The organism is Gillisia lutea, from assembly GCF_021568705.1.
Taxonomy (GTDB): domain Bacteria; phylum Bacteroidota; class Bacteroidia; order Flavobacteriales; family Flavobacteriaceae; genus Gillisia; species Gillisia lutea.
Genome location: NZ_JAKGTH010000009.1, coordinates 150,008 through 176,928, shown reverse-complemented (window position 1 = coordinate 176,928; position 26,921 = coordinate 150,008). Strand labels below are relative to the sequence as shown.

Below are 26,921 nucleotides of genomic sequence, written 5' to 3'. Positions count from 1 at the left end.
AGGAATATTCCTACAATATCCACATTATCTTGTGAATAATAGCTCTCTATATTTGGTTAATGGCCAAAGCTCATCATCTACCAATAACTCTAATTTATCACAGTGGTATCTTATCTTTTCGAAGAATGGTTTCACATCATCACAATATGCAAACGCACGTTTTTCGGCATCTTCAATAACATTTGCTCTCTTACGCTGTTCAATCATATCGGTAACATCAGCATTAATGTTTTCAATATGATTAGATATCTCTTTAATAATGCTCAACTGTTCTTTAGAATGTTTTTCAAAATCAGACTCGAAGATTTCTTTAAGTCCACGTACGTTTTCAATTAAGATATTTTGATATCTAATTGCTGTTGGAATTACATGGTTTCGAGCAATATCACCTAAAATACGTCCTTCAATTTGAATGCGCATAGAATAATCTTCCAGCTCGATCTCATGTCTTGCTACAAGTTCCCTTTTATTCATTACTCCCATTTCTTCAAAAAGCGCAATCGCCTTTTTAGAGACTTGGGCCTGTAAAGCCAACGGAGTTGTCTTATTATTACTTAATCCTCTTTTAGCTGCTTCTTCTTGCCATGCATCACCGTAACCATCTCCTTCAAAACGAATTTTCTTAGATTTTTTGATATACTCTCTTAACACATTAAAGATGGCATCATCCTTCTTCATTTTTTTGTCTTTCACAAGACTGTCTACACTCTTTTTAAATTCTATAAGTTGTTTCGCTACTATAGTATTTAAAACAGTCATTGGGCTCGCACAGTTAGCCGTGGAACCAACAGCTCTAAATTCAAATTTATTACCAGTAAATGCGAAAGGAGAAGTTCTGTTTCTATCTGTATTATCTAATAATATTTCAGGAATCTTCCCTACAACGTTCAGTTTAAGGTCTGTTTTCTCTTGAGGAGAAAGTTTTCCATCGGTAACTTTTTCAAGCTCATCCAGAACCGCTGTTAACTGACTTCCAATAAAGGCAGAAATAATTGCTGGTGGTGCTTCATTAGCTCCCAATCTATGATCGTTAGACGCACTTGCAATAGTAGCTCTTAACAATTCTTCATTATCATGCACTGCTTTAATAGTGTTGATAAAGAACGTAAGAAACTGCAAGTTCTTCATTGGTGTACTTCCAGGCCCTAATAAATTAACTCCCGTATCTGTACTTAACGACCAGTTGTTATGTTTACCACTTCCATTAATTCCCTTAAATGGTTTTTCATGAAAAAGCACTTTAAAATTATGTCTTTCAGCAACTTTATCCATCACATCCATTAATAAGGAGTTATGATCTACAGCCAAGTTAGCTTCTTCAAAAATAGGTGCCAACTCGAACTGGTTTGGAGCCACTTCATTATGACGGGTTTTCACAGGTATTCCTAATAACATAGATTCGATCTCTAAATCTCTCATAAAAGAAAGAACACGAGAAGGAATAGACCCGAAATAATGATCATCCAACTGTTGTCCTTTAGCAGGAGAATGACCTAAAAGGGTACGACCCGATAATTGTAAATCGGGACGAGAAGCTGCCAATGCAGAATCTATAAGAAAGTATTCCTGCTCCCAACCAAGGGTTGCGGTTACTTTAGTAACATTTTTATCAAAATATTTAGCTACATCGGTTGCTGCCTGATCTATCGTTTGTAAAGCTCGCAATAGAGGAGTTTTATAATCTAAGGCCTCTCCGGTATAAGACACGAATACCGTAGGAATACATAAAGTTGTACCATAAATAAATGCAGGAGATGTTGGATCCCATGCAGTGTACCCCCTAGCCTCAAAGGTATTTCTTATACCTCCATTTGGAAAGCTAGAAGCATCGGGTTCTTGTTGTACTAATTGGCTACCTGCAAATTTTTCAATAGCTAATCCATCGCCAATGGTTTCAAAAAAAGCATCGTGTTTCTCTGCAGTTGAACCTGTTAATGGTTGAAACCAGTGAGTATAATGAGTAACTCCTTTGGAGATCGCCCATTCTTTCATTCCGGTAGAAATATGATCGGCAATTACACGGCTAATTTTAGTTCCCTTGATATTAGCATCAACGACACTTTGGTAAGCTTCCTTAGTAAGGAATTGTCTCATTACCGTTTCGTTAAAAACGTTTTTTCCAAAGAGCTCTGATCTTCTTAGGGTTTCATCAATTTGAACTGGCTTACGGTTCAGGGTTTCTTTTAAAGCTTGAAATCTTAAGGTAGACATGTTGTGTTGTTTGAAAATTAAAGATTAATTCCCGCAAAAATACACGTTTTACCAATACACCCCCTAAAAATAAGGGGTGAAAATTATTAAAATATACTTAAAATAAGAATATGCCCTTAAAATTATCCTAAAAATGCTAATCCCACAAAAACAGCATAGCTAACGAACAAAAAAATGCCTTTATAGCGATTTAAAACAAATTTCTTTGGAATAAGAACTAACGGAATTAATATAAATGCGAAACCTATCATCCAAAAGATATCGCTGGTTAGGATAGCTTCCGATTTAACAGCTATAGGCTGAATAAGAGCTGTCACTCCCAATACAGATGCAATGTTGAAGATATTGGAACCTATCAGGTTCCCCAGAGAAATTGCTTTTTCCTTTCTTAAAGCGGCTATTACCGAAGCTGCCAACTCTGGAACGCTTGTTCCAACAGCAATCATAGTTACCGAAATTACGCGCTCACTCACCCCCATCATTTCAGCCAGATCTACCGCTCCTGTTACTAAAAACTCAGATCCTGCATACAGGGCAACTCCTCCAATAAGTAACCAAACAATCATTTTAAAATTAGAGGTTTGCAGCAAAGAATCGTCTACCCCATCTACCTCTACATGGGCTTTACGAGATCGCATAATCAATATTATAAGGTATAATCCAATACCTAAGAGCAATGCAATGCCTTCTAATCTGGATAAATTGTCTCCACTGCTTAAAAAGAAATAGAGCATCATAGAAAAGACCATCATTACCGGCCAGTTGAATTTATAGAAATCTTTATCTACCGTAAGCGGGGCAATGATAGCAGTAATTCCTAATACCAATCCTATATTAGCTATGTTGGATCCTATTACATTTCCCAGGGAGATATCAGAAAATCCATTTAAAGCAGCTTGTAAGCTAACCAGTAATTCTGGCGCCGAAGTAGCAAAAGACACTACGGTTAAACCTATCACCATTTTAGATAGCTTTAATTTAAAGGATAAAGCCACAGAAGATCTCACCAAGAATTCTCCCCCAACAACCAGTAATACAAAACCTAGTAAAATATATAAAATGCTCATTTATTCTATTTTTTGGCGAAGATAAAGAAAGTTAGGACTATGTGCACTTCTCTAATTTTAACTATAAAAATAGTTTTGAAACGATTTTTATAGTTATATTTGAACCGATCACAAAGAATATTACTCTTTAAATATGGAAAAACTCACCAACAAAGAAGAAGAAATAATGCATGTGCTATGGAAGCTCAAAAAAGCTTTCGTTAAGGAAGTTTTAGCCGAAATTCCAGAGAAGAATCTGCATTATAATACTGTTTCTACTATTATCAGGAATATAGAAGAAAAAGGGTATATAGCTCATACCGCGTTTGGTAAAACGCATCAGTACTACCCTGCCGTTAGTAAAGAAGAGTATAGAAAGCAATTTATGCAGACCGCTAGCAAGAAGTTTTTTGACAACTCCTATAAGAGCATGGTATCGTTTTTCGCAAAGGAAGAAAAGATAAGTGCAGCAGAGCTGAGAGAGATTTTAGATATTATTGAAAATAAAGATTCTAATGAATGATCTTTTAATATACCTAGCGAAAAGCAGCTTTTTAATTAGCCTGTTTTACGGAATATATCATTTTCTGCTGAAAAAGGATATCACTTTTAATTTAAACAGACGTTTTTTGATGAGCGGAATATTTGCTGCTGCAATTCTACCAGGTATCTATTTCACAAAGACAGTATTAATAGAAACACCTATACAGCCATTAGAGCTTTCATCTGTAAATTATACAGATATAAGCACTGCTAACATGAACTCTTATTTTACTTGGGAGAACGTCCTTTTAACGATCTATTTATTAGGAGTAGGCTTCATGATAATCAGGTTCCTTCTTCAAACCTCGTCACTCTTAAATTTGATATTGGGGAAAGATTACCATCAGGATGGAAATATAAAATTTGTGCTCACAGAAAAAGAAATCGCCCCTTTTTCATTTATGAACTATGTGGTTTATAATCCTGATTTACATTCTGAAACCGAATTAGATTTTATTTTGAAACATGAAAAAACACATGTAAGACAATGGCATACTGCCGATATTCTAATTGCAAATTTCCACTTGATATACCAATGGTTTAATCCCTTAGCATGGCTTTATATTAAAGGTATTCAACAAAATTTAGAATATATCGCAGATAATGAAACCGCCAGCGAAGTTCCCGCGTCAATTAAAGAATATCAAAAAGCTCTTATTAAAGTTTCTACAGGCAATTTCAATCTTGCCCTTACTAATAATTTTCATCAATCATTTATCAAAAAACGAATAGTTATGTTAAACAACAAATCGAAACAAACTAACAACTCTTGGAAAGCTGCTTTAATTTTTCCAGTTATTATCGCATTAATGCTAAGCTTCAATGTAAAAACGCTTGCACAGGTTAAAACTTCCGGCAATATTGAAGTGGTAGAGGTAGAGTACGAAAGTAACGATCTAATTTCAGTAGTTGTTAATAAAAATACTTCAGAAAAAACCCTGAAAGAATATGAGTCTGAGTTTGAAAAAGCAGGAATTAAGCTTGAATTTAAAAACGTAAAATATTCTAATGAAGGGCAGCTTACCGGTATCAAGGTTAAATACAAACACAAGACGAACGAAGAATCTGGCGCTTATGCTGTAAATGATTCTAAAGGCATAGAAACTTTCACCATAACGTTAAATGAAGATGAGAAACTGAATATCCAATCTGCCACCAAACATATAAAAGTAACGACTAATAATTCTTCTACTGTATTTTACAAACAGGACGAGAATGAAAACAATGACTTACTTTATATTATTGATGATGAGATTGTGGACGCAATTGCAATAGATACTTTAAATCCTAACATTATAAAAATGGTAGATGTATTAAAAGGAAAGAGCGCTACAACAAAGTACGGAACAAAAGGAAAAAATGGCGTTGTTATAGTAGATCTTAAGCCGAAGAACGAAAGAACAGTTAAGGTGATTAGAGCATATAGTAATAACAGTAGCAAAGTAATATTTACCTCTAAGGATTCCCTTACTTGGAAAACAAATAAAGCTACAAAAGTTATAAAACTGAACAAGGCTGAAAAAGGAAAAGCTCCTGAAGACACCAAAACAGAGATCGTCTTTCAGAATAAGAACGAAAAACCTTTAGTAGTTATAGATGGACAGGAACAAGCATCCGATCTAATTATTAATACTACCAGCCCCCAAGACATCGAAAGAGTCGATGTTTTAAAAGGTGATGCGGCTACAAAAAAATACGGAGAAAAAGGTATGCATGGAGTTATAGAGATCACAACAAAGACAAAGAAAGAATAATAGAAAACTTTATTAGCTAACGAAAGTGGATAGGCGCTATTATTAGTGCCTATCCACTTTTTAGTTCATTATATTCTCATTTTCAATATCTTTGAAAAAAACTGGTTTCTATATGAAGAAGAGTTTCTTTCGATTTCTTTCTAAATTTAACAAAGCTGTACTGCCAAGCTATTCTAAAAAGCGCTTGGACCTACAGAAAGCAACTAAAGTTCAAATGGCCATAATTGGCTGGAAATTGTGGGTTACCAAAAACGCATTGGATTAATATTTCAATACCGACTTTACTTCGTAACCCTGCAATTTTTCAATTCCATTCAAAAAAGATAGTTCCATTAAAAAGTTGCATTGCACGATCTCCCCACCCAGTTTTTCAATTAAGTTACAGGCAACTTTAGCCGTGCCCCCAGTAGCAAGAACATCATCATGAAGTAAAACCCTCTCTCCATTTGCGATGGCATCTTCATGAATTTCCAAAGCGTCGAAACCATACTCTAATTCATATTTTTCAGAAAAAGTGGTATATGGAAGTTTTCCGGGTTTTCTCATGGGTACAAATCCTGCGCCCAATTCTTGCGCTATAAGCATTCCGAAGAAAAACCCACGAGATTCAATTCCCACAACTTTATCAATTGTATGGTTTCCTAAAAGTTCCAATAGTTGTGTTAAGGCTTCTTTTACAGCTCTGGGGTCTTTCAGCAAAGGCGTGATATCCTTGAACCGAATTCCTTCTTTTGGGAAATTTGGAATGTCACGAATAAATTTATCTAGGTGAATCATATCTGCAAGATAAAAAACATAGGTTTTCCTTTATGAAATAACACAGGCTTTTTTTAATTCTCTTTTTCAAGGACGACCAGAGAGTGGACTGTTAGGACAATTTTTTATTTATCTTGCTACAATCAATTTGTTGATTATTAAACTAATTTCATCTATGCACACATCTTTACAAAAAATTTCTATTGTACTATTTCTAGTATTAAACACTCAAATAATCTTCGCGCAAACCAGCGAATTAAGTGTCGATAAAATAATGCAGGACCCCAGCTGGATGGGGACTTTTCCTTCTAATATAAAATGGAGCGCCGATAGTAAGACTATTTATTTCAATTATAATCTTCAGAAAGACCCTGCTGATTCTTTATATAAGATCAACTTAAAGAATCCTGATGAAATTATAAAAGCTTCTTTTTCTGAAGAACAAAAACTAGAGTCTGTATATGGGGATTATAATTCGAAACGTTCGAAGAGGATATACACTCAAGATGGTCACTTAAAAATGTTAATCACTAAAACAAATTCCAGCAGTACCCTGATAGATCTTGGGGAGCGTATAAGCAATCCGCAATTTATGGAAAATGAGGATCTGGTTTCCTTTAATTTTAACGACAACATTTATATATACTCTCTTTCCTCTGGCTCGATTAAAAAGGTGACCAACATCAAAAACACAGAGAAAAAGGAAAATGATACAAAAAAAACTAAAAAAGATGAATGGCTTGAAAATGAAAACCTCAGCTTACTTCAGATCATAAAAGAAAGAAAAGAGAAGAAGGAAAAAAGTGATGCTTATAAGGAAATGGTCAAAAAGGATCCTTTCGTCTTTTACACCGGGAGCAAAGTTATTAGCAATCTTCAACTTTCACCTTCGGGTAAATATGCTACATTCAACTTAATTACCAGAAGCGACAATAAAAATACCATAGTTCCCAATTATGTAGATGCTTCCGGATATACCCAGGACCTCAACACCAGAAGTAAGGTGGGAGATGAGCCTGGAAAAATAGATTTGCTGATATACAACATTGAAAAAGATACTGTTTATCCTGCTCAAACAAATAATCTTCCGGGGATACAAGACCAGCCAGATTATGTTAAATATTATCCGAATAGAACCTGGGAGAAATCTGATAGAAGTGTAATTCCATGGAGTACAATTTTTTCGGATGATAGCCAGAATGCTATTGTGAATATTCGTTCTACCGATAATAAGGACAGATGGATCACTTTATTAGATTTAGATACTGGTAAGCTTAAAAATTTAGACAGGCAAAGAGATGAAGCCTGGATCGCTGGTCCGGGAATAGGTTATTCATATAGCAGTGGGACGCTGGGCTGGTTGCCAGATAATAAAACGATCTATTTTCAATCTGAACAAAGTGGTTATTCCCATTTATATTTATTGAATATTGAAACAACCAACAAACAGGCTCTTACTGCAGGTGAGTATGAAGTTTTTGAACCTTTTATTTCTTCAGATAAAAAATCCTGGTACCTAACTACCTCACAGGAAGGACCGGGAGAACGTCATTTTTATAAAATGCCGTTGTATGGAGGAAAAATGGAGAAACTTACCACAGTGATCGGGAATAACGATGTATACCTATCGCCAGATGAAAAACAAATGGTAATTCTTTATTCATACAGCAACAAACCATGGGAGTTATACATTAAAAAGACTTCTTCCAATTCTATAGCAAAACAACTCACTTCCGGGCAATCGGAAGAATTTACAGCTTATAAATGGAGAGATCCCGATTTAATAAAATTTCAAGCTGAAGATGGAACAATGGTACCTGCTAGAATTTATCAACCCGAAATTTCTAATAAAAATGGAACTGCAGTAATATTTGTTCATGGCGCAGGATACCTTCAAAACGCACATAAATGGTGGTCCAGTTATTTTAGGGAATATATGTTCCATAATTTATTAACCGACTTGGGTTATACTGTTCTGGATATCGATTACAGGGGAAGCGCCGGGTATGGCCGAGATTGGAGAACAGGTATTTATAGACATATGGGCGGTAAAGATTTATCTGACCAAGTGGATGGGGCTGAATACCTGGTTGCAGAACATGGTATAGACAAAGACAACATTGGGATCTATGGTGGAAGTTATGGTGGCTTCATTACATTAATGGCTTTATTCAATGAAGCAGAAACCTTCAAATCTGGAGCAGCTTTACGCTCGGTAACCGATTGGGCTCATTATAACGACGGATACACCTCGAATATCTTGAATACTCCTGAACAAGACCCTATTGCCTACAAACAATCTTCTCCTATCTATTTTGCTGAAGGCCTAAAAGGGAATTTATTAATTGCACATGGAATGCTCGACGTAAATGTACACTTTCAGGATGTAGTTCGTCTTTCTCAGCGTTTAATAGAACTTAAAAAAGAAAACTGGGAAATGGCCTTATACCCTGTAGAAGATCACGGTTTCATAGAACCCAGCAGTTGGACCGATGAATACAAACGTATTCTTAACTTATTTAATGAAACACTTCTCAATAAATAAGAGTTATAAAATCAAAAATCCCGGCTAATACCGGGATTCTTTTTTGTTTGTATATATTGGTTACGCCCTTTGTTTATTAGCCTTCATTCTCTTAAAATAATCTTTAGCTGCACTAAGCACGCTAGGCGCTAAAATTAATGTAGATACCATGGTGGGAATTGCCATCAAGGCGAAGAATCCATCAATTAGGTTGATCATCATACTAAGCGTTGTAGTTGCCCCCATCAAAATACTAAGGATGTAGAAATAGTTATAGTAGTGTTTTTTATCGGCACCTATTAAAAATGACAAGCACTTTGTTCCGTAATATGAATAAGAAAATAAGGAAGAAATACTAAATATGGCAATACAAATTAGCAACAGGTAATTTCCAAAAACAGGGATAGAATCGTTGAATGCTGCAGCAGTCAAACTCACCCCATTCTGCTCAGAAGTTTGCCAAACTCCGGTAACCAATATCGCCAAAGCCGTAAGAGTACATACCACAATGGTATCGATGGCAGGTCCTAGCATAGCCACCAAACCTTCTCTTATAGGTTCATTGGTCTTTGCCGCACCATGAGCCATAGGCGCTGTTCCAATCCCCGCTTCATTAGAGAATGCACCACGTCGAATTCCAAGAATGATCAAACCACCCAGAACCCCACCTAAAAACGGTTCACCGGTATAAAATTTGGCTGCAAAAGCTTCTTTAAAGATCAAGGAGAAATAATAGGGTACTTGATCTAGATTGATAAAAAGTATGATCAAAACCGAAAAGAAATAAAGAGCAACCATCCCAGGTACTAACTTAGATACAGTTTTACTGATTCTATTAAGCCCGCCAAAAATTACAATAGACGTTATAATTACTAGTACGAGCCCAATCATTAAATTAGTTGTCAAACCTACTTCTACTCCATTAGGCTCAAGCAAAATATAATTGATAGCCTGAGTTAATTGATTCACATTAAACACCGGTAATGCTCCCACCAGACCTGCTACACTAAACATAATAGCCATTGGCTTCCATTTTTTCCCTAAACCTTCCATTATAAAGTACATAGGACCTCCCTGGATTTTACCATCGCTATCTTTTCCTCTGTACATTACCGCCAAACTGTTGGTAAAGAATTTGGTCGCCATACCTATAATTGCACTCACCCACATCCAAAATATCGCTCCGGGACCTCCAATGGCTATGGCCACTGCCACTCCCGCAATATTCCCCATTCCCACGGTAGCAGACAAGGCAGTAGATAAAGCTTGAAAATGACTTATCTCTCCGGGATCATCCGGATTGTCATACTTTCCTCGTAACACCTGCAAGGCATGTCCTAAATACCTGAAAGGAAGAAATTTTGAAATTATTAGAAGATAGAATCCGCCGCCGATAAGCAAAATTAAAAGTGGTAATCCCCAAACAAAAGAGGCAAATTCGGCAATAAAACTGTCAAGTGTGGTCATAAGCAAATATAGCTAAAGGTGTTAAGTGAACAAATTTTAGTGAATAATGTGTAAAATGTCAAAACTTACGGTAAATAGATAACTCCAGAGCACGAATTCCTACACGCACCTGTTACTGAACTAAGAACATTTATTTCTTCTGTTTCTCGCAAAGCTCCCATTAAAGCAAATACGATAGCTTCTTTAAAATCTATGAGCTCTTCATTAGGCACAATCAATTTAGTGGTTTGTAAGTATTGCTGTAAGGTTTCAATAAAGAAACCATTTTTAGCGCCCCCTCCCGTTGCAAGAAGTTTGGAAGAAGCATCTTTAGCAGTACTATTTACACATTCGGCTATTTGATAGGCGATATGATGCACGGAAGTATGGAGAAGGTCTTCAATACTATTACTACTAGCATCTATAATTGGAATAACTTTCTCCTGAAACCATTCATAACCTAACGATTTGGGAAAAGGGAGTTTATAAAATTCCAGCTCATTCAGTTCCTTCAATAGTTCTGAATTTAAAGTTCCCTTTCTCGCAAGGTTTCCATTGTCATCATATGCTTTTCCTATTTTATTGGTAAGGTGATTCAAAAGCATGTTCACCGGAGAGATATCAAAGGCTATCCTCTTGCCCTCTTCGGAATAGGAAATATTGCTAATTCCTCCCAGATTAAGACAAAAATCAAAGTCCGAAAAGAAAAGTTGATCCCCTATGGGAACAAACGGTGCTCCCTGACCCCCTAATGTCACATCCTTTGTCCTGAAGTCGGAAATCACTTTAAGATTACTGGCAGTTGCAATATGTTGACCGGAACCTATTTGATAAGTAAGTCCTTTCTCAGGCTGATGAAAAACAGTGTGTCCATGACTGGAAATAAAATCGACTTCCAATTGCTCTTCATTTATAAAATCACGCACTTGCTCACCCAGATATGTTCCAAAACTATTATTCAAAATGAGTAAATTAACGGAAGAAAGAGTTACACTTGCTTTCAGGGTATTCCGAAAAACTTCGGTATAATTTATACTCCTGGATTTTAACAGCTTAAAGTTCCAAGCATTTTCTTCTTTAAAAATTTTGCAATAAGCGAGGTCTAATCCGTCAAGAGAAGTTCCTGACATTAGGCCAATGACGTTAAATGATCTTTTAGTCATTTCTAAGGGTGAAAATTATAGATAGAGGAATTCCATCTAGATTTGTAGTTTCTTTAATATTCAATCCTGCTAAGTTACTTAGATTAAATGTTTTTATCCAATCTTCTAAAATTTTCATAATTCATTTTACCCCTCCACAAAATCTTACACATATAATAAAACAAGATATAGAAGTGTTATAACATTTAGAAGCAGCAATTTTAAATTAAAAAGGAAACATTCCTACTACGTTTTTTAATATAACCTAATCCATTATAGACAAAAAAGTACTAACTTAAGGTATGATTAAGCGGGCAAATATTATTATTGTCGGCGCCGGGGGAATAGCCCAGGCTGCCGGTCTAATTCTTATGGAGTGGAGTACTACTCCTCCCAATCTCTTTATTGGAAATCGAACTCTTGAGAATGCTTATGCTATGGCAAAGTGGATTGAAAGAGGTACTACCCAAGCTTGTTCTATTTCTGCCTTTCATCTTCCCGCGGAAGGCATTACCGAAGAGATGCAAACGATACTCAACCAAGGAGATATAATTCTTGATTGTTTACCCGGTAGTTTAGCACCAAAAATCGCCAAGCTTGCTAAAGACTATCATTTACATTATGTGAATCTCACAGAATATGTAAACGAGACCAATCAAATAATGGCTGTGGCAAAAGATGCCGAAACAGGATTTATTCTTCAAACCGGTCTTGCCCCTGGGTATATAGATGTTTTGGCCAATGGCCTTTTTCAACAATTCTGCAATGATTATAAAGTAGGAAAAGTTGATAAACTAGAGATGAAAGTAGGTGCTCTAACTATGAATGCCGTGGCACCACATTATTATGGTTTTACCTGGAGCCCCGTGGGAGTCGCTACCGAATATTTAAAGGATGTAGTAGCGCTGAGGAATTCTGAAAAAACAAGCCTCCCTGCATTATCTGAAAGGTCACAAATTATCATTGATGGTATCACCTATGAAGAAGATCTAACTTCAGGCGGTGCGGCAGATCTTCCTGATGCTTTGTCTGGGAAGGTAAAAACACTCGATTATAAAACGCTTCGATGGCCAGGCCATTACTCGTGGATAAAAGAACAAATAGCAAGCTTGGGAAACAAATATGGTAATATTAAAGGCCTACAGCAAAAAATGCAAATCTTAATTCCTAATATAGAATATGATCAAATTGTATTATATGCCGCTGTGGAAGGTAAGGATTCACAAGGAATATTGAGAAGAGAGGAAATCTCTAAACGCATACTACCTCAAAAAGTTGGTAAACATATCTTACGGGCAATTCAAACTACAACCGCTACTCCCTTGCTTCAGGCAGCTCAATTTTTATTGGAATCTTCTAAAAAGGGAATTATACTCCAAAGTCAAATAGACCCTAAGCAGTTTTTAAATGGTAATTTTATTACTCCTGTTTATGGGAAGGTACTTGAAAAAGATACTCACTAATATATCCGTTGCATTTTCGAATAATGATAAAGATGTAATTTTTATAAAATAAAAAAATCCTAATTACTAAGTAATTAGGATTTAATTTTGTGACCTCGCCAGGATTCAAACCTGGAACCTCTTGAGCCGTAATCAAGTGCGCTATTCAGTTGCGCCACGAGGCCGTTTTGCGGGTGCAAATATATGCTATATTTTCACTATATGAAAGCATAATTTCATTTTTTTTATAAAAAGTAGAAATGGGCGCAAAAGCGCCCATTGTATATGATTTTGAAACACCCATTTATTTTAATACAAGTATTCGAATGCGGTGACATCATTAGCTCCAAATTCTCCATCTTCACTAGCAGAGAAACAAGCTAACATTACTGAAGTAGCATCATATCCGGTTGGGGTACCAGGAATATGAACAGCTCCATCAGATCCAGCAGATTCTCCAGATTGTCCACAGCTCTGACGGCTAAACCAGTCGGTATGACGCATTCCTAAAGTGTGTCCAATTTCGTGAGTCATTACATGCTCATTGGTATCTACGCTGTAATTTTCCATTCCGTTGAAAATTTGAACGTATTTATAAGGATTTCCTCCACTTGGAAAACCTGCCACTCCTCCAGCCTGACCGTTGTTGGTTTGATAAACCACAATATCATAAGGAGTATAATTGGTTCCAAAAGTCAATGTGAAATCCAATCCAATATTTAAGGCATTGTAGTTTGCCACGGCATATTGAAGTGCCGTACGTTGCTTAGATGTTAAAGCTTGAGAACCTCCGGTATAGCCAATAATGTTGATAGTGCGGTTATTACTAACAAGATTGTTGGTTCGGTATTGTTTATCTGTAATATTACTCGGGCTCAAATTATTAAGTTGATCAGCACTTAGAATAATATCACCTTCCACTATGTAGGTCTTTTCAAAACTGCCATCGGGAAGTAATACCTTTCCTACTTCAGCACCCTCGGGGTTGAAGTGAAGCGCAGTTATTTGATCTAATACAGATTGTGGTACTTTTGATTGGGTTTCTACTGCCATGGTTTCATCAGTAGTTGTTAATTCTTCCTTTTCACAAGAGGTGAAAATTATTCCTGTACCAGCAAGGAATAAAAATAGTTTGTTTAATTTCATAAGTAGGTTTTAATAGATAGTTGATTTTAATTTGGGTGCTTCAAAATCTGAACTAATTCTGACCTAAACTTAACAAAATATTTATAATTGTAAGAATTTATTTACGTTTAATTAATGATTTTCTTACAAAACATGAAGATTATCCAACAATTTCCGCGCTTAGTCCTGCGTCTAATAATTTAGAACACTTTGGCTTGAGGTCTGGATACGCCCCTGTTTTTACGGTGCATTTCCCTTTGTAATGCACCAAAATAGAGCATTGCTCTGCCTGTTCTGGAGTATGATCACAGACATTGATAAGGGTGTCAATAACATGATCGAACGTATTGTGATCATCATTAAAAAGTACAATTTCGTAGTTCTGCTGCTTTTCAGATTTGGTTTTCACCTTTTCTAATACTTCTTCTTTCGTGCTCATCTTCCTATGTTATCTATTGAAATTCAGTTACAAAGATACAAAATCTTATAAAATTTAGTTCTTTAAAAAGCTTACTGCCGCCCAATTATCTCGATTCAATTCTGCTTCTAAGCTAAGCCCGTGTTTGTTGCACTCTGCTTCTATCAATTTAATATCTTCTGTATAAAACCCGCTTAAAAACAGCTTACCGCCAGTGCTTAAGCACTTACTATAAATACGAATATCCTCTAAAAGAATATTTCTATTGATATTAGCTATAATACTGTCATAATACTTTCCTTCGAGCAATTCTGCTGCACCTTCATACACAGATATATTCTTACAATTATTTCGCTCAACATTTTCTTCAGTGTTCAAAAAACACCAATTATCAATGTCTATTGCATCTATTTGTGTAGCTCCTCGCATTTCAGCTAAAATAGCCAAGACACCTGTTCCGCAGCCCATATCCAGCACCGATTTTCCTTCCCAGTCTTCCTTTAAGATAAATTGTAACATCATATGTGTTGTAGCATGATGCCCGGTTCCAAACGACATTTTAGGTTCGATAACAATATCAAATTCCGTTGCCGGTTTTTCATGAAATGGTGCACGCACCGAACAATTATCGTCTACCACAATAGGAGAGAAATTCTTCTCCCAGGCCTCATTCCAGTTAACTTGTTCTACTTCTTTCGAAGTATAGCTAATATCAAATTCCCCGGAATGTAAAATATGAATTCCTGCTAATTGCTCTTCATCTAATTCCTCTACCTGAATATAGGCCGTTACACCATCTTCATTCTCCACAAAACTTTCAAAACCAGCATAACCCAGCTCAGCTATCAATATTTCGCTAGCAGGCTGAAGCGGACTGATCTTAAAGTCGAATTCAATATAATTTAAGGGCATTATTCAAATGAATTTACAATGGTTAAAAAATCTACAGCATTCAAGCTAGCACCTCCAATAAGGCCGCCATCTACATCTTCTTTCACAAATATCTCTTTAGCGTTATTCGGTTTTACACTTCCACCATATAATATTGAAACTTGGCTTGCTGTAAGTTCATCAAATTTATCGGCTACTAATTTCCTAACGTAAGCATGCATTTCCTGAGCTTGTTCTGGAGAAGCCGTCTCTCCTGTTCCTATGGCCCAAACCGGCTCATAAGCCAATACTACATTTTTCCAGTCGTCTTTAGAAATATGAAAAAGTCCGTTTTCTAACTGCTCTTTTACCAATTCAAAATGATTATCAGATTTTCTGTCTTTTAATTCTTCTCCAAAACAAAAGATAACGGTCATTTCCTGACTAATTGCAGAAGTTACTTTTTTAGCTAAAACTTCATCAGTTTCATTAAAATAAGCACGACGCTCACTATGGCCAATTATTACAGTGTCCACACCAACGCTCTTCAACATTTTTCCTGAAACTTCCCCTGTATAGGCACCATTTTCAGCAAAATGCATGTTTTGGGCAGCTACCTTTATAGGAGTATCTTTTAGAGATTGAAAGGTGTTATACAGGCTGATGTAGGACGGAGCAACGATAACTTCTGCCTTTGGTTCTTTCACCCACTGTAATTTTATATGTGATAATAATTCTTGAGTTTCAGCAAGATCATTATTCATTTTCCAGTTTCCTGCAACTATATTCTTTCTCATGGTTTTTATTTTAGTTGATTTTATTAACTCCTTTAAATTGAGCTTTGTAGTCAATTAATGATTAAATTCTAAACTTATTTTTTATGTTTCACAAATATATTGATTCGCTTAAAGAAAGTAACAAGGATTAACATCCATTAATAATCTAAGCGTCAGAAATACTGTTACAGCTGAATCTCGTCTGCATCAAACCAGTGAACTTTTTGAGTAATGGTTCCTCTGTTCAAAATCAAAATTCCCGGATTTGCCCTTACAATGGTTTTCAGCGTGGTTTCATCACTTGTATAAAAATCCAATGTTAAATTGAATTTCGCTATTAATTCCTGCTGTAATTCTTTTCCCGAGGAAGTTAATCCCACAACTTTATAACCTTTAGCTTGCGCTTTCGATGCAAGCCTTTTAACAGCTTTAAATCCTTCCAGCTCAGTACTTCTTAAATTATAGGCAACTATCAATAGCAGCTTAGGTTCATTAAGTAGTTCTAGGGTTACATCTTGATCATTGTGCATAATAATAAAATCATGAACCGCGGGCACATCTCCTTCAGAAATGGTAACAGTTTCAACACCTATATATTCACCTTTAACTTGTGGATAAGCCCCTTTATTGATAATTACTATCTCTTCTCCGTCTTGAAGGAACTTCCACCTGTATTCATATTCAGCTTTTTTAGCATCCGGGGGCAGTTCCATTTCTTCCAAAATGTTGTTTCCCACTTTATATGCTCTAAAGTCAAAAAATGGCAAATGCATTAATACATGGTAGCCAAAAAGGAAAGAAAGCATAAATGCCAGGAATATCACCCATCTATGGGAAGCGGGCACCAGTATGGGAGTGATCATTTTTTGATTAAAAAAAAGTATCAGTATTAAAACAAGCAAAATCACGTCCTTCGTAAAAGATTGCCAAGGCGTTAAAGGCATGGCATCTCCAAAACAGCCGCAATCGGTTACTTTATTAAAATATGCCGAGTAAAATGTGAGAAAGGTGAAGAAGAGAATCATGAGCAGCAAACTCCACATAGTGAATTTTGGCAGATACCCTATTATAAGCATCACTCCTAATACCAACTCAAATACCACCAAAATAATGGCAATCACTAAGGCAAAGGGAATTAAAAATTCTAAATTAAGTACCTCTGCTCCAAAATACTCTTGTAACTTAAAGGAAAAGCCTATGGGATCATTTAACTTGATAAATCCGGAAATAATAAATAATATCCCGACAAATATTCTGGCAATCCCAACAAGTAACTTCATAAATACACTTTATTATTCTGGAGAATCATTCATTAAGATCATGGCAAAAATCGCGTAATTGATCATATCCTGATAATTAGCATCAATTCCTTCACTCACCAAGGTCTTTCCTTTGTTATCTTCTATTTGTTTTACCCGTAGTAATTTCTGAATAATAAGATCGGTAAGAGAGCTTACGCGCATGTCACGCCAGGCTTCTCCATAATCATGGTTCTTATTTTCCATAAGTTCTTTGGTTTGTGCGATTTTCAGGTCATACAATTCCAAAGCTTCTTCTGGAGAGAGATCCGGCTGAGTAGCAATTCCCTTTTCTAACTGAATGAGCGCCATAACCGAATAGTTAATGATACCAATAAATTCCGGCTTTTCCCCCTCATCTACTCTTCTTACAGCATTTTCCTGAAGACTGCGAATTCGCTGTGCCTTGATAAAAATTTGGTCGGTAAGGGAAGGAAGTCTTAAAATTCTCCAAGCACTTCCGTAATCTTTCATTTTATTGACAAACAAGTCTCGGCAGGTTTTAATGACCGCATCGTATTGTTTTGAAGTATCCTTCATAAAAACATTCTAATTTGCGTAAATTTCGGGCAAATAATTAAGATAGTCAAAGTTAATTTTTCATAACCTACCGGCTATTGAAATCAATCGCATTCACATGACCATTAATTGTAAAGGAACGCTTATAGATCTTTCTACTCCCAAAGTAATGGGAATCTTGAACATTACCCCGGATTCTTTTTATGAAAACAGTAGAAGCAGCTCTTTAAAAGAACTGATAAAATCTGCGGAAACAATGCTGGAACAAGGCACTACTTTTTTGGATATTGGAGGTTATAGTAGTAGGCCGGGAGCAGATAACATCAGCATCACTGAAGAGATATCCAGAGTTGTACCTGCAGTTGAAGCTATTCAGAAAAATTTTCCGGAAAGCATTATATCAATAGACACCTTTAGAAGCGAGGTGGCGGCAAAAGCAATAGAAGCAGGCGCTGCGATTATCAACGACATTTCAGCAGGAAATTTAGATGAAAAAATGATGGAAACCGTTGCGAAATATCAGGTGCCTTATATCATGATGCATATGCGGGGCACTCCTGAAACCATGAAAGATTTAAATGAATACAACAACCTTACGCAGGATATTTTATATTATTTTTCAGAAAAGATTACACTTGCCCGAGCTGCGGGAATAAACGACATTATTATAGATCCCGGATTTGGATTCTCGAAGAACATCGCTCAAAATTTTGAGCTTTTATCGCATTTAGAACTCTTCAAAATGTTAGATCTCCCCATATTAGCTGGCCTATCTCGAAAATCTATGATTTATAAAACGCTTGGTTTTAATGCTGAAGATGCTTTAAATGGAACCTCTGTTTTAAATACCCTTGCTGTTTCTAAAGGAGCGCATATTTTAAGGGTACACGACGTTAAAGAAGCCATGGAAGTTGTCAAATTAACATCTCAACTTACAAACTAAACTTATATTTTCTATTTTTACATAAAGTCTCAAAATTTGGATTTCCTAAACCTCCGCATACTCGATATTGTAGATATTGTATTTGTTGCCATTCTACTTTATTATCTATATAAACTTGTAAAGGGTACTGTAGCCGTTAATATTTTTATTGGGGTGGGAATGGTTTATTTTATGTGGCAAATTACCCGCCTTCTTCAAATGGAACTGCTTAGCGGAATTTTTGGTGAGTTTATAGGCGTAGGGATGTTCGCTCTTATAGTTGTTTTTCAGCAAGAGATCAGGAAATTCCTATTGATGATTGGCTCGACCAACTTTACCCAACGAAAAAAATTCTTGAGACAATTCAAATTTGTTAAAGATGAAACCCAGATCAACACCAACATCAATGCTATAGTAAAAGCTTGTGAGAGTATGGGAAGAGATTATACCGGTGCTATTATAATTATTGAAAAGAGCACCAACCTAGATTTTGTTAAGAATACAGGTGATACGATGAATATTGAGATTAATCAGCCCATCATCGAGTCTATATTTTACAAGAACTCTCCTTTACATGATGGCGCCATTGTAATTGCAGATAATAAGATATCAGCTACCAGAGTGATATTACCAGTATCCAATGATAGATCCATCCCTTTAAGATTTGGATTGAGACACCGGGCGGCAGTTGGAATTACTGAGAAAACGGACGCACTCGCCTTAGTAGTAAGTGAAGAAACCGGACAGATTTCCTACGTAAAAGATGGAGAATTTGTGATTTTTGAAGATACCGATGAGCTTATTAATAAACTAAGAGAAGACCTAACTTAATTAAATTGAGTTAAATCTTCTCTTAGTTTACTACCCTTGTCTCCCCACCAATCTTATAGACCCTACTATGCAATATCAGTAGGAAAACGCAGATAATAGCTCAAAGTTACTTTTCAATTTTTATGGCTTATTAAAAGTATAGGAAATACCTAGCATTATCATATCTGTAGTCATATCATAGGCCACCTCACTACCCGGGATAGCTCCGTAAGGAGGGTAGTTCTGAATAAAGGCAGGATTAAGCAAGGGACCGGAAGTTGTTCCATCACTAGCCCCGTGATGATAGACAGCATCTAAAGACAGGTTCTTTCCAGCTTTATAGCTAAAGCCTGCCTGAAAAGCATGTTTTATAACTGCAGTCGCGGGAATGTTGAAGAATGCAACATCTTCATTAATAGGCTTTGAACTATACGTATAGCCTAATCGTATAGGGAATTTTTCAAATCCTTTGTATTGAATACCAGCTGATAGAATAGAGATGTTTTCCCAGCCAAATCCTTTTACGGAGGCTGTTTGTGTCCAACCTGTTTCAGAAAAGCCATCGGTATTTTCATAATCTACAATTCTATAATCTAAAGCTAGGTCAATATTACCCAAGGAATACCCTAATCCAAAAGAGAGTATGGAGGGATAATCCATATTAAACTTATTTGATGAAGTCGAACTATCCAAATAAGTATTATCAAATTCAAAGTCACTAAAATGCTGTGTGGTTTTATAAGAAACTCCGGCTTTGAATCCTGTTTTTGTAGTATAAAATAATCCAATCTGTCCTCCAAACCCAATAGCCGATGCTCTATCGGTTCCTGGATATCCAGCCATGGTAGGATTCGCAGTAGGATTAGGTAATAATTCCAGTGCTGCATAGTTAATAGTTGGATTTATACCTATCGCTAAATTATCTGTTAATTGATAGGCATAGGTTACACCACCTTGCAAGAGCATATAATCAGATTCAATATGTCCAAAACCACCCATGCTTTGAGGCATGTTTATTGGGTTGCTCATACTTTCAGGGAAATCAACCCCAAATCCGCTAATACCAAACAAAAAAGCACCAAAAGTATGTTTGCTATCTTCTTTACCCCAAACCATTGCTAATGCCGGCATCGGGGAAACCCCTCTATCATCTTTAGTGGAACCACTAAAGAAATTCCCGGTGGGATTGCCGGTCTCATCAAATTCGGGTGCAGTAGAACTTAGTTCTGGAGAAGAAAAAAACATTCCCAAATCAAATTTGATGGTATTTTCATTGAAAACCGAAATAGTTGCCGGATTCCATTGCAATGCCCCCGAAATATCGAGTGGTTGCGCTGTAGAAGCACCTCCCATAGACATATTAACTGCGCCTACTCCCTGCATAATGTGGCCTGCCTGTGAAAATGCAAAGGTCGAAAAAAGCAATAAACTGCTGATTATTAAAAAATTTCTCATAATTGAAAATTTTAAAGAATAGTTAGATGCAAAAATTGAAGGTAATACACTTCTCAATCTGCTATATTGAAAGCTAAAAGCCTTTATCAAAGGTAGTTTCCGTAATATTCTACAATTATGACGATGGTTATATTTTGGTTAATTAGAAAGAGAAACTGAACATATTAACCAATACTCTGATTCAGGAATAGCTAGGTTCAACTATTCCAGGGAAGAAAAAAATTATGTAAATAAATGATGTCGGGCATTGATAGCTATCGCAGCCCGATTAATAATTTGTAAAGAGAAATTCGTAAAAGTTATCTCATACTTTCCTCAGCCATAAACTGAACTTCGTATAAATTCTTGTAATATCCATTTTCTACGGCTAATAATTCACGATGAGTTCCCATTTCTACTATTCTACCTGCATCCATTACAATTATCTTGTCTGCTTTTTTAATAGTAGCAAGCCTGTGAGCAATTACTATTGAGGTCCTCCCCTCAGTAATTTTATCGGTTGCATCTTGAATTAGCTGCTCGCTGTAAGAATCTACTGAAGAAGTTGCTTCATCTAACACCAATATACTAGGGTTACTTACATAGGCTCTTAAAAAGGAGATCAATTGTCGCTGCCCTGAGGAGAGCATCACTCCACGCTCTTTTACATTATAATGATAGCCATTTGGAAGAGAATTTATAAAGTCGTGAATCCCAATTTCCTTTGCTGCCTTTACCACGTCTTCCTCAGTAATTTCGGGATGGTTCAGGGTAATATTATTCACAATGGTGTCTGCAAACAAGAACACATTTTGAAGTACTACAGCAATTTCAGAACGTAAAGATTTTAAAGGAATATCTGTAATATCTATTCCATCAACCAGAATTTGGCCGCTGTTAATTTCGTAGAAACGATTCAGCAAATTGATTATCGTAGATTTTCCGGCTCCTGTTGCCCCCACAATCGCGATGGTTTCACCAGTATTCGCTTTAAAAGAAACGCCCTTTAAAACCTCTTCCTCTTCAATATATCCAAACCTAACATCTTTAAATTCAATAGCCCCCTTTAGCTTCCCTATTTTTACAGTACCAGTATCAGGAATGCTAGATTCTGTATCCAAGATCCCAAAAACTCTGTTTGCGGCTACCATCCCCATTTGCAGGGTATTAAATTTATCGGCAATCTGGCGTAATGGGCGAAATAACATTTGTGAGAGTTCTATAAACATGATAATAATCCCTAAACTAATCGCATCATTATCTACTACTCGCAAACCTCCATACCACACAATTAAACCGATAGTGATAGAAGTAGACATTTCAGCAATAGGAAAGAAGATAGAGTTATACCACACTGTTTTCACCCAGGCTTTACGGTGTTTATCGTTAATTTCCTTAAAATTCTCATACTCTACCTTTTCACGAGTAAAAAGTTGTACGATCTTCATTCCCGTGATACGTTCCTGCACGAAAGTATTGAGGTTGGCTACCTGATTTCGAACATCTTCAAAAGCTATTTTCATCTTCTTTTGAAAAACCCTTGTTGCATATAGAATGAATGGAAGTACCGTTAGCACCAACAGCGTTAGTTGCCAGCTGTTATAAAACATGAATCCTAACACTACCAACATCTTTAAAAGATCGCTGGCTATCATGAACAAACCTTCACTAAAAATACTTGCAATGGTTTCAATATCGCTAACCGCTCGTGTTACCAACCTTCCCACAGCCGATTTATCGTAATACTTCATTTTGAATTGAAGCATATGCTCAAAGAGATTTACTCTTAGATCCCGAATTACTTCCTGCCCCAACCAGTTTGCGAAATAGATAAAAAGGAATTGAAAGATGACTTCCAGGAACAATGCAATCAACATCATACTGATGTAAAATATAAGATTGTCATTATCCTTAGGCACGATAGAATCATCTATAGTAACCTGCAATAAATACGGTCTAAGCACCGCGAAGAAGGACAACAAGATTGCTGCAACGGCAACAAAATAGAATGTCCATTTATAAGGATTCGTATATCTAATCAGTCTTTTAAACAGACTAAAATCAAAAGCATTTCCTGAAGCTGAAGCCATTTACTTATTTAAAATAGATGTTGGATATTCAATTCTTGTTAAAAAAAGACCTTTTGCCGGCACCGAAGTTCCCGCATTTTGTCTGTCCCTACTGGCAATAATTTCATGCAATCGGGCTTCCGGCATTTTCCCCAAGCCAATTTGAAGTAACGTGCCTACAATTGCCCGAACCATATTACGCAAGAACCTATCTGCAGTAATATGAAATACCAATTTATTATCACGCTTTTCCCAATATGCCGAAACTATATTACAATTATAGGTTTTCACATCAGTCTTAGATTTTGAGAAACATTTGAAATCTGTATACTGCAGTAGAAGTTGTGCTGCGGTATTCATCTTTTCTATATCCAACTCATTCTTAACGTAATGAGCCGTCTCAAATTCAAATGGATCCTTTTTTTGAACCACATGATATTCATAACTTCGGCTTGTGGCATCAAAACGCGCATGAGCTTCGTCGTTAACTTCAAACAAATCATACACGGCAATATCATCTGGCAAAATAGAATTCAGTTTAAATATAAACTTCTCTTTTTCTATATGTTTTCCAGAATCAAAATGTGCCAAATAATTAGTAGCATGAACCCCGGCGTCTGTCCTTCCAGCTCCTACTACAGGAGTATGTTCCTGTAGAGAAATATTCAAGGCTTTTTCCAAAGTTTCCTGTACGCTAATAGCGTCGGGCTGGTTCTGCCACCCATGATATGCCTTGCCGTTATAAGCCAGTTCTATAAAATATCTCAATCTAAATTGATACTTTTACGTGATTGTTCGCAAAGATACGGCAAACTTAATAAGCCTCACAGCTGCGGCAAACTAGATTTAAAAAGTTTCATGAAATAAATTTTAATACCGATTTGAAGAAAATATTATTATTAAGCGACACCCATAGCCATATTGACGACAGAATCTTACATTATGCTGGCGAAGCAGATGAAATATGGCATGCCGGAGATATTGGACAAATAAATGTCACTGATGAATTAAAGAAAATCAAGCCATTAAAAGCGGTGTTCGGAAATATTGATGACCATGAAGTACGAAAGGAATTCCCACTTAATAACCGTTTTTTTTGTGAAGGTGTTGATGTATGGATAACACATATTGGGGGATATCCCGGCAAATACTCCCCGGCTGTAAAAGAAGATATCTATAAAAATCCGCCACAGCTTTTCATTTCCGGTCATTCCCATATTTTAAAAGTGATGAATGATAAACAGTTAAAGCTATTACACATGAATCCCGGCGCAGCAGGAAAACACGGCTTTCATAAAAAAAGAACTATGCTAAGGTTTAAAATTGAAGACAAGAACATCTACGACCTTGAAGTTATAGAATTGGAATAAGTATCTTTTATTTGATAGTTAAAGTTAACAATAAAAAAACCCAAAGTTTTCACTTTGGGTTTTTTACGCACTAATAACACTAAGATAATAGGTTTAACGAAATCGGTCTACAGATTTTACGAGATCTTCATCCTTTTTTATAGCCTTATTGGCTAAAACTAAAAAAACGATAGAAAGAACAGGAATAAACATCCCAATACCTTTCTCAGAGATTTGCATCTCTCCAGGTACAGTTAGTGACCAATACACGAAAACTCCTAGTAAAAAAAAGTTTAATAATATATTGATACGCCCCAGCACAAACTGAAGCTTTCTATTTTTAAATAAAAATATGGTTATAAGCGATAACGCTGCAGAACCAAGGAACATTGCGAAAGCCAGTAAAACATCCTGTACAATTACAGGTTCTCCAGCCTCATTACTCCACAAAGAAACAAAAAATATTAAAACACCACTAAGTAAAGCAGCAATAAATAAATAAATGGTTTGAATTCGTTGTAACATGTAAAATTGGTAATTATGAGGGCAAAAATAAGAGTTTCTTTTTAGAAACCTTATCATAAAATTTAAAATAAAGTTGTATTATTGCATTAAGAATTCGTAACCACTTCAATATAGGTTACTTAAGTCTCCTTTTTTTTTTCGATTCTTCCTCGAGAAGTTTACACTTAACAAACACAAAACTTATTCATACTCATACATGTTTGAAATTTCAGAATTAAAAGCTAAGAAGCTGCCTGAGCTTCAGGACATTGCTAAATCTTTAAATGTTCCAAAATATCGCACGCTTAAAAAACTAGATCTGGTATATCAAATATTAGATTATCAAGCTGCAAACCCAGGTAAAGTTAAGGAGGTTTTAAGTGAAGAAAAAGCTGCGCCAGCGGCAACAACTCCCCCTAATACTCCTAAAGACGAAGCTTCTAAAAAAACTAAAGAACAATCTGCTCCAGAGAGAACTCCTTCAAAAAAAATAGGTTCTCCTCAAAACAAACCAAGACAGGATAGGAAAAATCCTGATGTAACAGCAGAATCCAAAACCGATAATAAAAGAGAACACCAACAGCGTCCCCCTTCAAAAAGAACAGAAGATCCTAAGAAACGGCCTGAAGGTGACAGATCGGGAGACGATAAAAAACGTCCAACCCCAAGACCTCCTCATACTTCCAGAAAAGAGGATGCCAACGGAAACTCTTCTAAAGACTCTAATAAAGATAATCCACGCAATCCTAGAGATAGTCGTAAAGAATCTCGTGGCAGCAAACAATCGGATTCAAAAAGCAACGGCAACCGTGATAACCGCAACAGGTATCGTGAACCGGATTATGAATTTGATGCTATTATTGAGAGCGAAGGAGTACTGGATATCATGCAGGACAACTATGGTTTCCTGAGATCATCTGATTACAACTACCTTTCTTCTCCTGATGATATTTACGTATCTCAATCTCAGATCAGGTTATTCGGACTTAAAACCGGGGATACTGTTTTAGGACAAATTAGACCACCTAAAGAAGGTGAAAAATATTTTCCATTAATAAAGATCAGCAAAATCAACGGTTTAGATCCTCAGGTAGTTAGAGATAGAATCTCATTTGAGCATTTAACTCCACTTTTTCCGAATGAAAAATTCAATATAGCTGAAAGACAGAGCACTATTTCTACCAGAATTATCGATCTTTTCTCTCCCATTGGGAAAGGACAGCGTGGAATGATTGTTTCTCAGCCAAAAACAGGTAAAACAATGTTGCTTAAGGATATTGCCAATGCAATTGCAGCCAATCATCCTGAAGTGTACCAGATCATCTTATTAATAGATGAACGCCCGGAAGAGGTGACCGATATGCAGCGTAATGTAAAAGGAGAGGTTGTAGCTTCCACTTTCGACAGAGAAGCTCACGAACATGTGAAAGTTGCCAATATCGTCTTGGAAAAAGCCAAGAGAATGGTGGAATGTGGACATGATGTAGTTATCTTACTTGATTCTATAACTCGTTTAGCCAGAGCATATAACACTGTACAACCTGCCAGTGGAAAAGTATTAAGTGGTGGTGTAGATGCAAATGCATTACATAAGCCTAAGCGTTTCTTTGGAGCTGCGCGTAATATTGAAGGCGGTGGTTCCTTGTCTATTATCGCAACAGCCTTAACTGATACCGGTTCTAAAATGGATGAAGTGATCTTTGAAGAATTTAAAGGTACTGGTAACATGGAACTTCAATTGGATAGAAAAATTGCAAATCGAAGAATATTCCCTGCAATCGATCTTACTTCTTCAAGCACGCGTCGTGACGATCTATTATTAGACGATAACACTTTACAACGCATGTGGGTAATGAGAAAATATCTTTCAGACATGAATCCTGTAGAAGCTATGGAATTCATTAACGAAAGATTCAAACAAACGAAAAACAATGAAGAGTTTTTAATTTCAATGAACGGATAA

24 protein-coding genes and 1 tRNA gene are annotated in these 26,921 nt (G+C 36.3%); 9 read left to right on the top strand and 16 right to left on the bottom strand.

Annotated features, from left to right (window positions below):
• Window positions 1-24: 24 nt before the first annotated feature.
• Both L1I30_RS10240 and L1I30_RS10235 read right to left on the bottom strand, forming a co-directional pair.
• The gene (locus L1I30_RS10240) at window positions 25-2,211 is read right to left on the bottom strand and encodes a glutamine synthetase III family protein (protein ID WP_236134195.1); all 2,187 of its coding nucleotides are present in this window, start codon (window positions 2,209-2,211) and stop codon (window positions 25-27) included.
• Window positions 2,212-2,333: 122 nt separating this feature from the next.
• A complete protein-coding gene (locus tag L1I30_RS10235; protein WP_236134194.1) occupies window positions 2,334-3,278 on the bottom strand; it encodes a calcium/sodium antiporter in 945 nt (314 codons plus the stop codon).
• 133 nt (window positions 3,279-3,411) lie between these two features.
• Here L1I30_RS10235 and L1I30_RS10230 point away from each other — a divergent pair, with 133 nt between their 5' ends.
• From L1I30_RS10230 to L1I30_RS10220, 3 genes are all read left to right on the top strand, one after another.
• The gene (locus L1I30_RS10230) at window positions 3,412-3,780 is read left to right on the top strand and encodes a BlaI/MecI/CopY family transcriptional regulator (protein ID WP_236134193.1); all 369 of its coding nucleotides are present in this window, start codon (window positions 3,412-3,414) and stop codon (window positions 3,778-3,780) included.
• Complete coding sequence (locus L1I30_RS10225) at window positions 3,773-5,554, top strand: M56 family metallopeptidase (RefSeq protein ID WP_236134192.1); 1,782 nt, start codon at window positions 3,773-3,775, stop codon at window positions 5,552-5,554. The genes L1I30_RS10230 and L1I30_RS10225 overlap by 8 nt, the downstream gene beginning before the upstream one ends.
• A 112-nt stretch (window positions 5,555-5,666) precedes the next feature.
• On the top strand, window positions 5,667-5,819 hold the full coding sequence (locus tag L1I30_RS10220; protein ID WP_236134191.1) for an SsrA-binding protein: 153 nt from the start codon (window positions 5,667-5,669) through the stop codon (window positions 5,817-5,819).
• Here L1I30_RS10220 and L1I30_RS10215 read toward each other — a convergent pair.
• Window positions 5,816-6,331, bottom strand: coding sequence for an adenine phosphoribosyltransferase (locus tag L1I30_RS10215; protein ID WP_236134190.1), 516 nt, complete (start codon window positions 6,329-6,331; stop codon window positions 5,816-5,818). The genes L1I30_RS10220 and L1I30_RS10215 overlap by 4 nt on opposite strands.
• A 154-nt stretch (window positions 6,332-6,485) precedes the next feature.
• Here L1I30_RS10215 and L1I30_RS10210 point away from each other — a divergent pair, with 154 nt between their 5' ends.
• A complete protein-coding gene (locus tag L1I30_RS10210) occupies window positions 6,486-8,855 on the top strand; it encodes a S9 family peptidase (protein WP_236134189.1) in 2,370 nt (789 codons plus the stop codon).
• A gap of 60 nt (window positions 8,856-8,915) precedes the next feature.
• On the opposite strand, the gene L1I30_RS10205 is transcribed toward L1I30_RS10210, so the two are convergent.
• Both L1I30_RS10205 and L1I30_RS10200 read right to left on the bottom strand, forming a co-directional pair.
• Window positions 8,916-10,301, bottom strand: a complete 1,386-nt coding sequence (locus tag L1I30_RS10205; protein WP_236134188.1) for an alanine/glycine:cation symporter family protein — start codon at window positions 10,299-10,301, stop codon at window positions 8,916-8,918.
• A 65-nt stretch (window positions 10,302-10,366) separates the two neighbouring features.
• A complete protein-coding gene (locus L1I30_RS10200) occupies window positions 10,367-11,443 on the bottom strand; it encodes an anhydro-N-acetylmuramic acid kinase (protein ID WP_236134187.1) in 1,077 nt (358 codons plus the stop codon).
• 281 nt (window positions 11,444-11,724) lie between these two features.
• On the opposite strand from L1I30_RS10200, the gene L1I30_RS10195 reads away from it, so the two are divergent.
• The gene (locus tag L1I30_RS10195) at window positions 11,725-12,885 is read left to right on the top strand and encodes a saccharopine dehydrogenase family protein (protein WP_236134186.1); all 1,161 of its coding nucleotides are present in this window, start codon (window positions 11,725-11,727) and stop codon (window positions 12,883-12,885) included.
• Between the two features lie 90 nt (window positions 12,886-12,975).
• Here the strand turns inward: L1I30_RS10195 and L1I30_RS10190 are convergent.
• From L1I30_RS10190 to L1I30_RS10160, 7 genes are all read right to left on the bottom strand, one after another.
• A tRNA-Arg gene (locus L1I30_RS10190) sits at window positions 12,976-13,049 on the bottom strand.
• A 124-nt stretch (window positions 13,050-13,173) separates the two neighbouring features.
• Window positions 13,174-14,010 carry a M57 family metalloprotease gene (locus L1I30_RS10185; RefSeq protein WP_236134185.1) on the bottom strand — a complete coding sequence of 279 codons (837 nt, stop codon included), beginning with the start codon at window positions 14,008-14,010 and terminating at the stop codon, window positions 13,174-13,176.
• Between the two features lie 139 nt (window positions 14,011-14,149).
• A complete protein-coding gene (locus L1I30_RS10180) occupies window positions 14,150-14,428 on the bottom strand; it encodes an ATP-dependent Clp protease adaptor ClpS (RefSeq protein WP_236134184.1) in 279 nt (92 codons plus the stop codon).
• Window positions 14,429-14,482: 54 nt separating this feature from the next.
• Entirely contained in the window at window positions 14,483-15,319 is an 837-nt protein-coding gene (gene prmA, locus L1I30_RS10175) for a 50S ribosomal protein L11 methyltransferase (RefSeq protein WP_236134183.1), read from the bottom strand.
• Complete coding sequence (gene tpiA / locus L1I30_RS10170; RefSeq protein WP_236134182.1) at window positions 15,319-16,074, bottom strand: triose-phosphate isomerase; 756 nt, start codon at window positions 16,072-16,074, stop codon at window positions 15,319-15,321. Before tpiA ends, prmA begins: the two co-directional genes overlap by 1 nt.
• A 164-nt stretch (window positions 16,075-16,238) precedes the next feature.
• Window positions 16,239-17,333, bottom strand: coding sequence for a BT_3928 family protein (locus L1I30_RS10165; RefSeq protein ID WP_236134181.1), 1,095 nt, complete (start codon window positions 17,331-17,333; stop codon window positions 16,239-16,241).
• Between the two features lie 12 nt (window positions 17,334-17,345).
• Window positions 17,346-17,891 (bottom strand): DUF1599 domain-containing protein, encoded by a 546-nt coding sequence (locus tag L1I30_RS10160; RefSeq protein WP_236134180.1) that lies wholly within the window; start codon window positions 17,889-17,891, stop codon window positions 17,346-17,348.
• A 97-nt stretch (window positions 17,892-17,988) separates the two neighbouring features.
• Here L1I30_RS10160 and folP point away from each other — a divergent pair, with 97 nt between their 5' ends.
• On the top strand, window positions 17,989-18,813 hold the full coding sequence (gene folP, locus L1I30_RS10155) for a dihydropteroate synthase (RefSeq protein WP_236134179.1): 825 nt from the start codon (window positions 17,989-17,991) through the stop codon (window positions 18,811-18,813).
• A 36-nt stretch (window positions 18,814-18,849) separates the two neighbouring features.
• The gene (gene cdaA / locus L1I30_RS10150; protein WP_236134178.1) at window positions 18,850-19,623 is read left to right on the top strand and encodes a diadenylate cyclase CdaA; all 774 of its coding nucleotides are present in this window, start codon (window positions 18,850-18,852) and stop codon (window positions 19,621-19,623) included.
• 120 nt (window positions 19,624-19,743) lie between these two features.
• Here the strand turns inward: cdaA and L1I30_RS10145 are convergent, their stop codons facing one another.
• The 3 genes from L1I30_RS10145 to truA all read right to left on the bottom strand — a co-directional run bounded on the left by L1I30_RS10145 (window position 19,744) and on the right by truA (window position 23,873).
• Window positions 19,744-21,057 carry an OmpP1/FadL family transporter gene (locus tag L1I30_RS10145; protein WP_236134177.1) on the bottom strand — a complete coding sequence of 438 codons (1,314 nt, stop codon included), beginning with the start codon at window positions 21,055-21,057 and terminating at the stop codon, window positions 19,744-19,746.
• 299 nt (window positions 21,058-21,356) lie between these two features.
• Complete coding sequence (locus L1I30_RS10140; protein WP_236134176.1) at window positions 21,357-23,126, bottom strand: ABC transporter ATP-binding protein; 1,770 nt, start codon at window positions 23,124-23,126, stop codon at window positions 21,357-21,359.
• Entirely contained in the window at window positions 23,127-23,873 is a 747-nt protein-coding gene (truA, locus tag L1I30_RS10135; RefSeq protein WP_236134175.1) for a tRNA pseudouridine(38-40) synthase TruA, read from the bottom strand.
• A 113-nt stretch (window positions 23,874-23,986) separates the two neighbouring features.
• Between truA and L1I30_RS10130 the strand changes: the two genes are divergently transcribed.
• A complete protein-coding gene (locus tag L1I30_RS10130; protein WP_236134174.1) occupies window positions 23,987-24,475 on the top strand; it encodes a metallophosphoesterase family protein in 489 nt (162 codons plus the stop codon).
• A gap of 93 nt (window positions 24,476-24,568) precedes the next feature.
• Here L1I30_RS10130 and L1I30_RS10125 read toward each other — a convergent pair whose 3' ends face one another.
• Window positions 24,569-24,979: a DUF4293 domain-containing protein gene (locus L1I30_RS10125; protein WP_236134173.1), complete on the bottom strand. Its 411-nt coding sequence runs from the start codon at window positions 24,977-24,979 to the stop codon at window positions 24,569-24,571.
• A gap of 196 nt (window positions 24,980-25,175) precedes the next feature.
• Here L1I30_RS10125 and rho point away from each other — a divergent pair, with 196 nt between their 5' ends.
• A complete protein-coding gene (gene rho, locus L1I30_RS10120) occupies window positions 25,176-26,921 on the top strand; it encodes a transcription termination factor Rho (RefSeq protein ID WP_236134172.1) in 1,746 nt (581 codons plus the stop codon).

Excerpts from the sequence above, each read along its gene's own strand:
- L1I30_RS10240 (WP_236134195.1), bottom strand. The coding sequence starts at position 2,211 with ATGTCTACCTTAAGATTTCAAGCTTTAAAAGAAACCCTGAACCGTAAG.
- L1I30_RS10235 (WP_236134194.1), bottom strand. The coding sequence starts at position 3,278 with ATGAGCATTTTATATATTTTACTAGGTTTTGTATTACTGGTTGTTGGG.
- L1I30_RS10230 (WP_236134193.1), top strand. The coding sequence starts at position 3,412 with ATGGAAAAACTCACCAACAAAGAAGAAGAAATAATGCATGTGCTATGG.
- L1I30_RS10225 (WP_236134192.1), top strand. The coding sequence starts at position 3,773 with ATGAATGATCTTTTAATATACCTAGCGAAAAGCAGCTTTTTAATTAGC.
- L1I30_RS10220 (WP_236134191.1), top strand. The coding sequence starts at position 5,667 with ATGAAGAAGAGTTTCTTTCGATTTCTTTCTAAATTTAACAAAGCTGTA.
- L1I30_RS10215 (WP_236134190.1), bottom strand. The coding sequence starts at position 6,331 with ATGATTCACCTAGATAAATTTATTCGTGACATTCCAAATTTCCCAAAA.
- L1I30_RS10210 (WP_236134189.1), top strand. The coding sequence starts at position 6,486 with ATGCACACATCTTTACAAAAAATTTCTATTGTACTATTTCTAGTATTA.
- L1I30_RS10205 (WP_236134188.1), bottom strand. The coding sequence starts at position 10,301 with ATGACCACACTTGACAGTTTTATTGCCGAATTTGCCTCTTTTGTTTGG.
- L1I30_RS10200 (WP_236134187.1), bottom strand. The coding sequence starts at position 11,443 with ATGACTAAAAGATCATTTAACGTCATTGGCCTAATGTCAGGAACTTCT.
- L1I30_RS10195 (WP_236134186.1), top strand. The coding sequence starts at position 11,725 with ATGATTAAGCGGGCAAATATTATTATTGTCGGCGCCGGGGGAATAGCC.
- L1I30_RS10185 (WP_236134185.1), bottom strand. The coding sequence starts at position 14,010 with ATGAAATTAAACAAACTATTTTTATTCCTTGCTGGTACAGGAATAATT.
- L1I30_RS10180 (WP_236134184.1), bottom strand. The coding sequence starts at position 14,428 with ATGAGCACGAAAGAAGAAGTATTAGAAAAGGTGAAAACCAAATCTGAA.
- prmA (WP_236134183.1), bottom strand. The coding sequence starts at position 15,319 with ATGCCCTTAAATTATATTGAATTCGACTTTAAGATCAGTCCGCTTCAG.
- tpiA (WP_236134182.1), bottom strand. The coding sequence starts at position 16,074 with ATGAGAAAGAATATAGTTGCAGGAAACTGGAAAATGAATAATGATCTT.
- L1I30_RS10165 (WP_236134181.1), bottom strand. The coding sequence starts at position 17,333 with ATGAAGTTACTTGTTGGGATTGCCAGAATATTTGTCGGGATATTATTT.
- L1I30_RS10160 (WP_236134180.1), bottom strand. The coding sequence starts at position 17,891 with ATGAAGGATACTTCAAAACAATACGATGCGGTCATTAAAACCTGCCGA.
- folP (WP_236134179.1), top strand. The coding sequence starts at position 17,989 with ATGACCATTAATTGTAAAGGAACGCTTATAGATCTTTCTACTCCCAAA.
- L1I30_RS10145 (WP_236134177.1), bottom strand. The coding sequence starts at position 21,057 with ATGAGAAATTTTTTAATAATCAGCAGTTTATTGCTTTTTTCGACCTTT.
- L1I30_RS10140 (WP_236134176.1), bottom strand. The coding sequence starts at position 23,126 with ATGGCTTCAGCTTCAGGAAATGCTTTTGATTTTAGTCTGTTTAAAAGA.
- L1I30_RS10125 (WP_236134173.1), bottom strand. The coding sequence starts at position 24,979 with ATGTTACAACGAATTCAAACCATTTATTTATTTATTGCTGCTTTACTT.
- rho (WP_236134172.1), top strand. The coding sequence starts at position 25,176 with ATGTTTGAAATTTCAGAATTAAAAGCTAAGAAGCTGCCTGAGCTTCAG.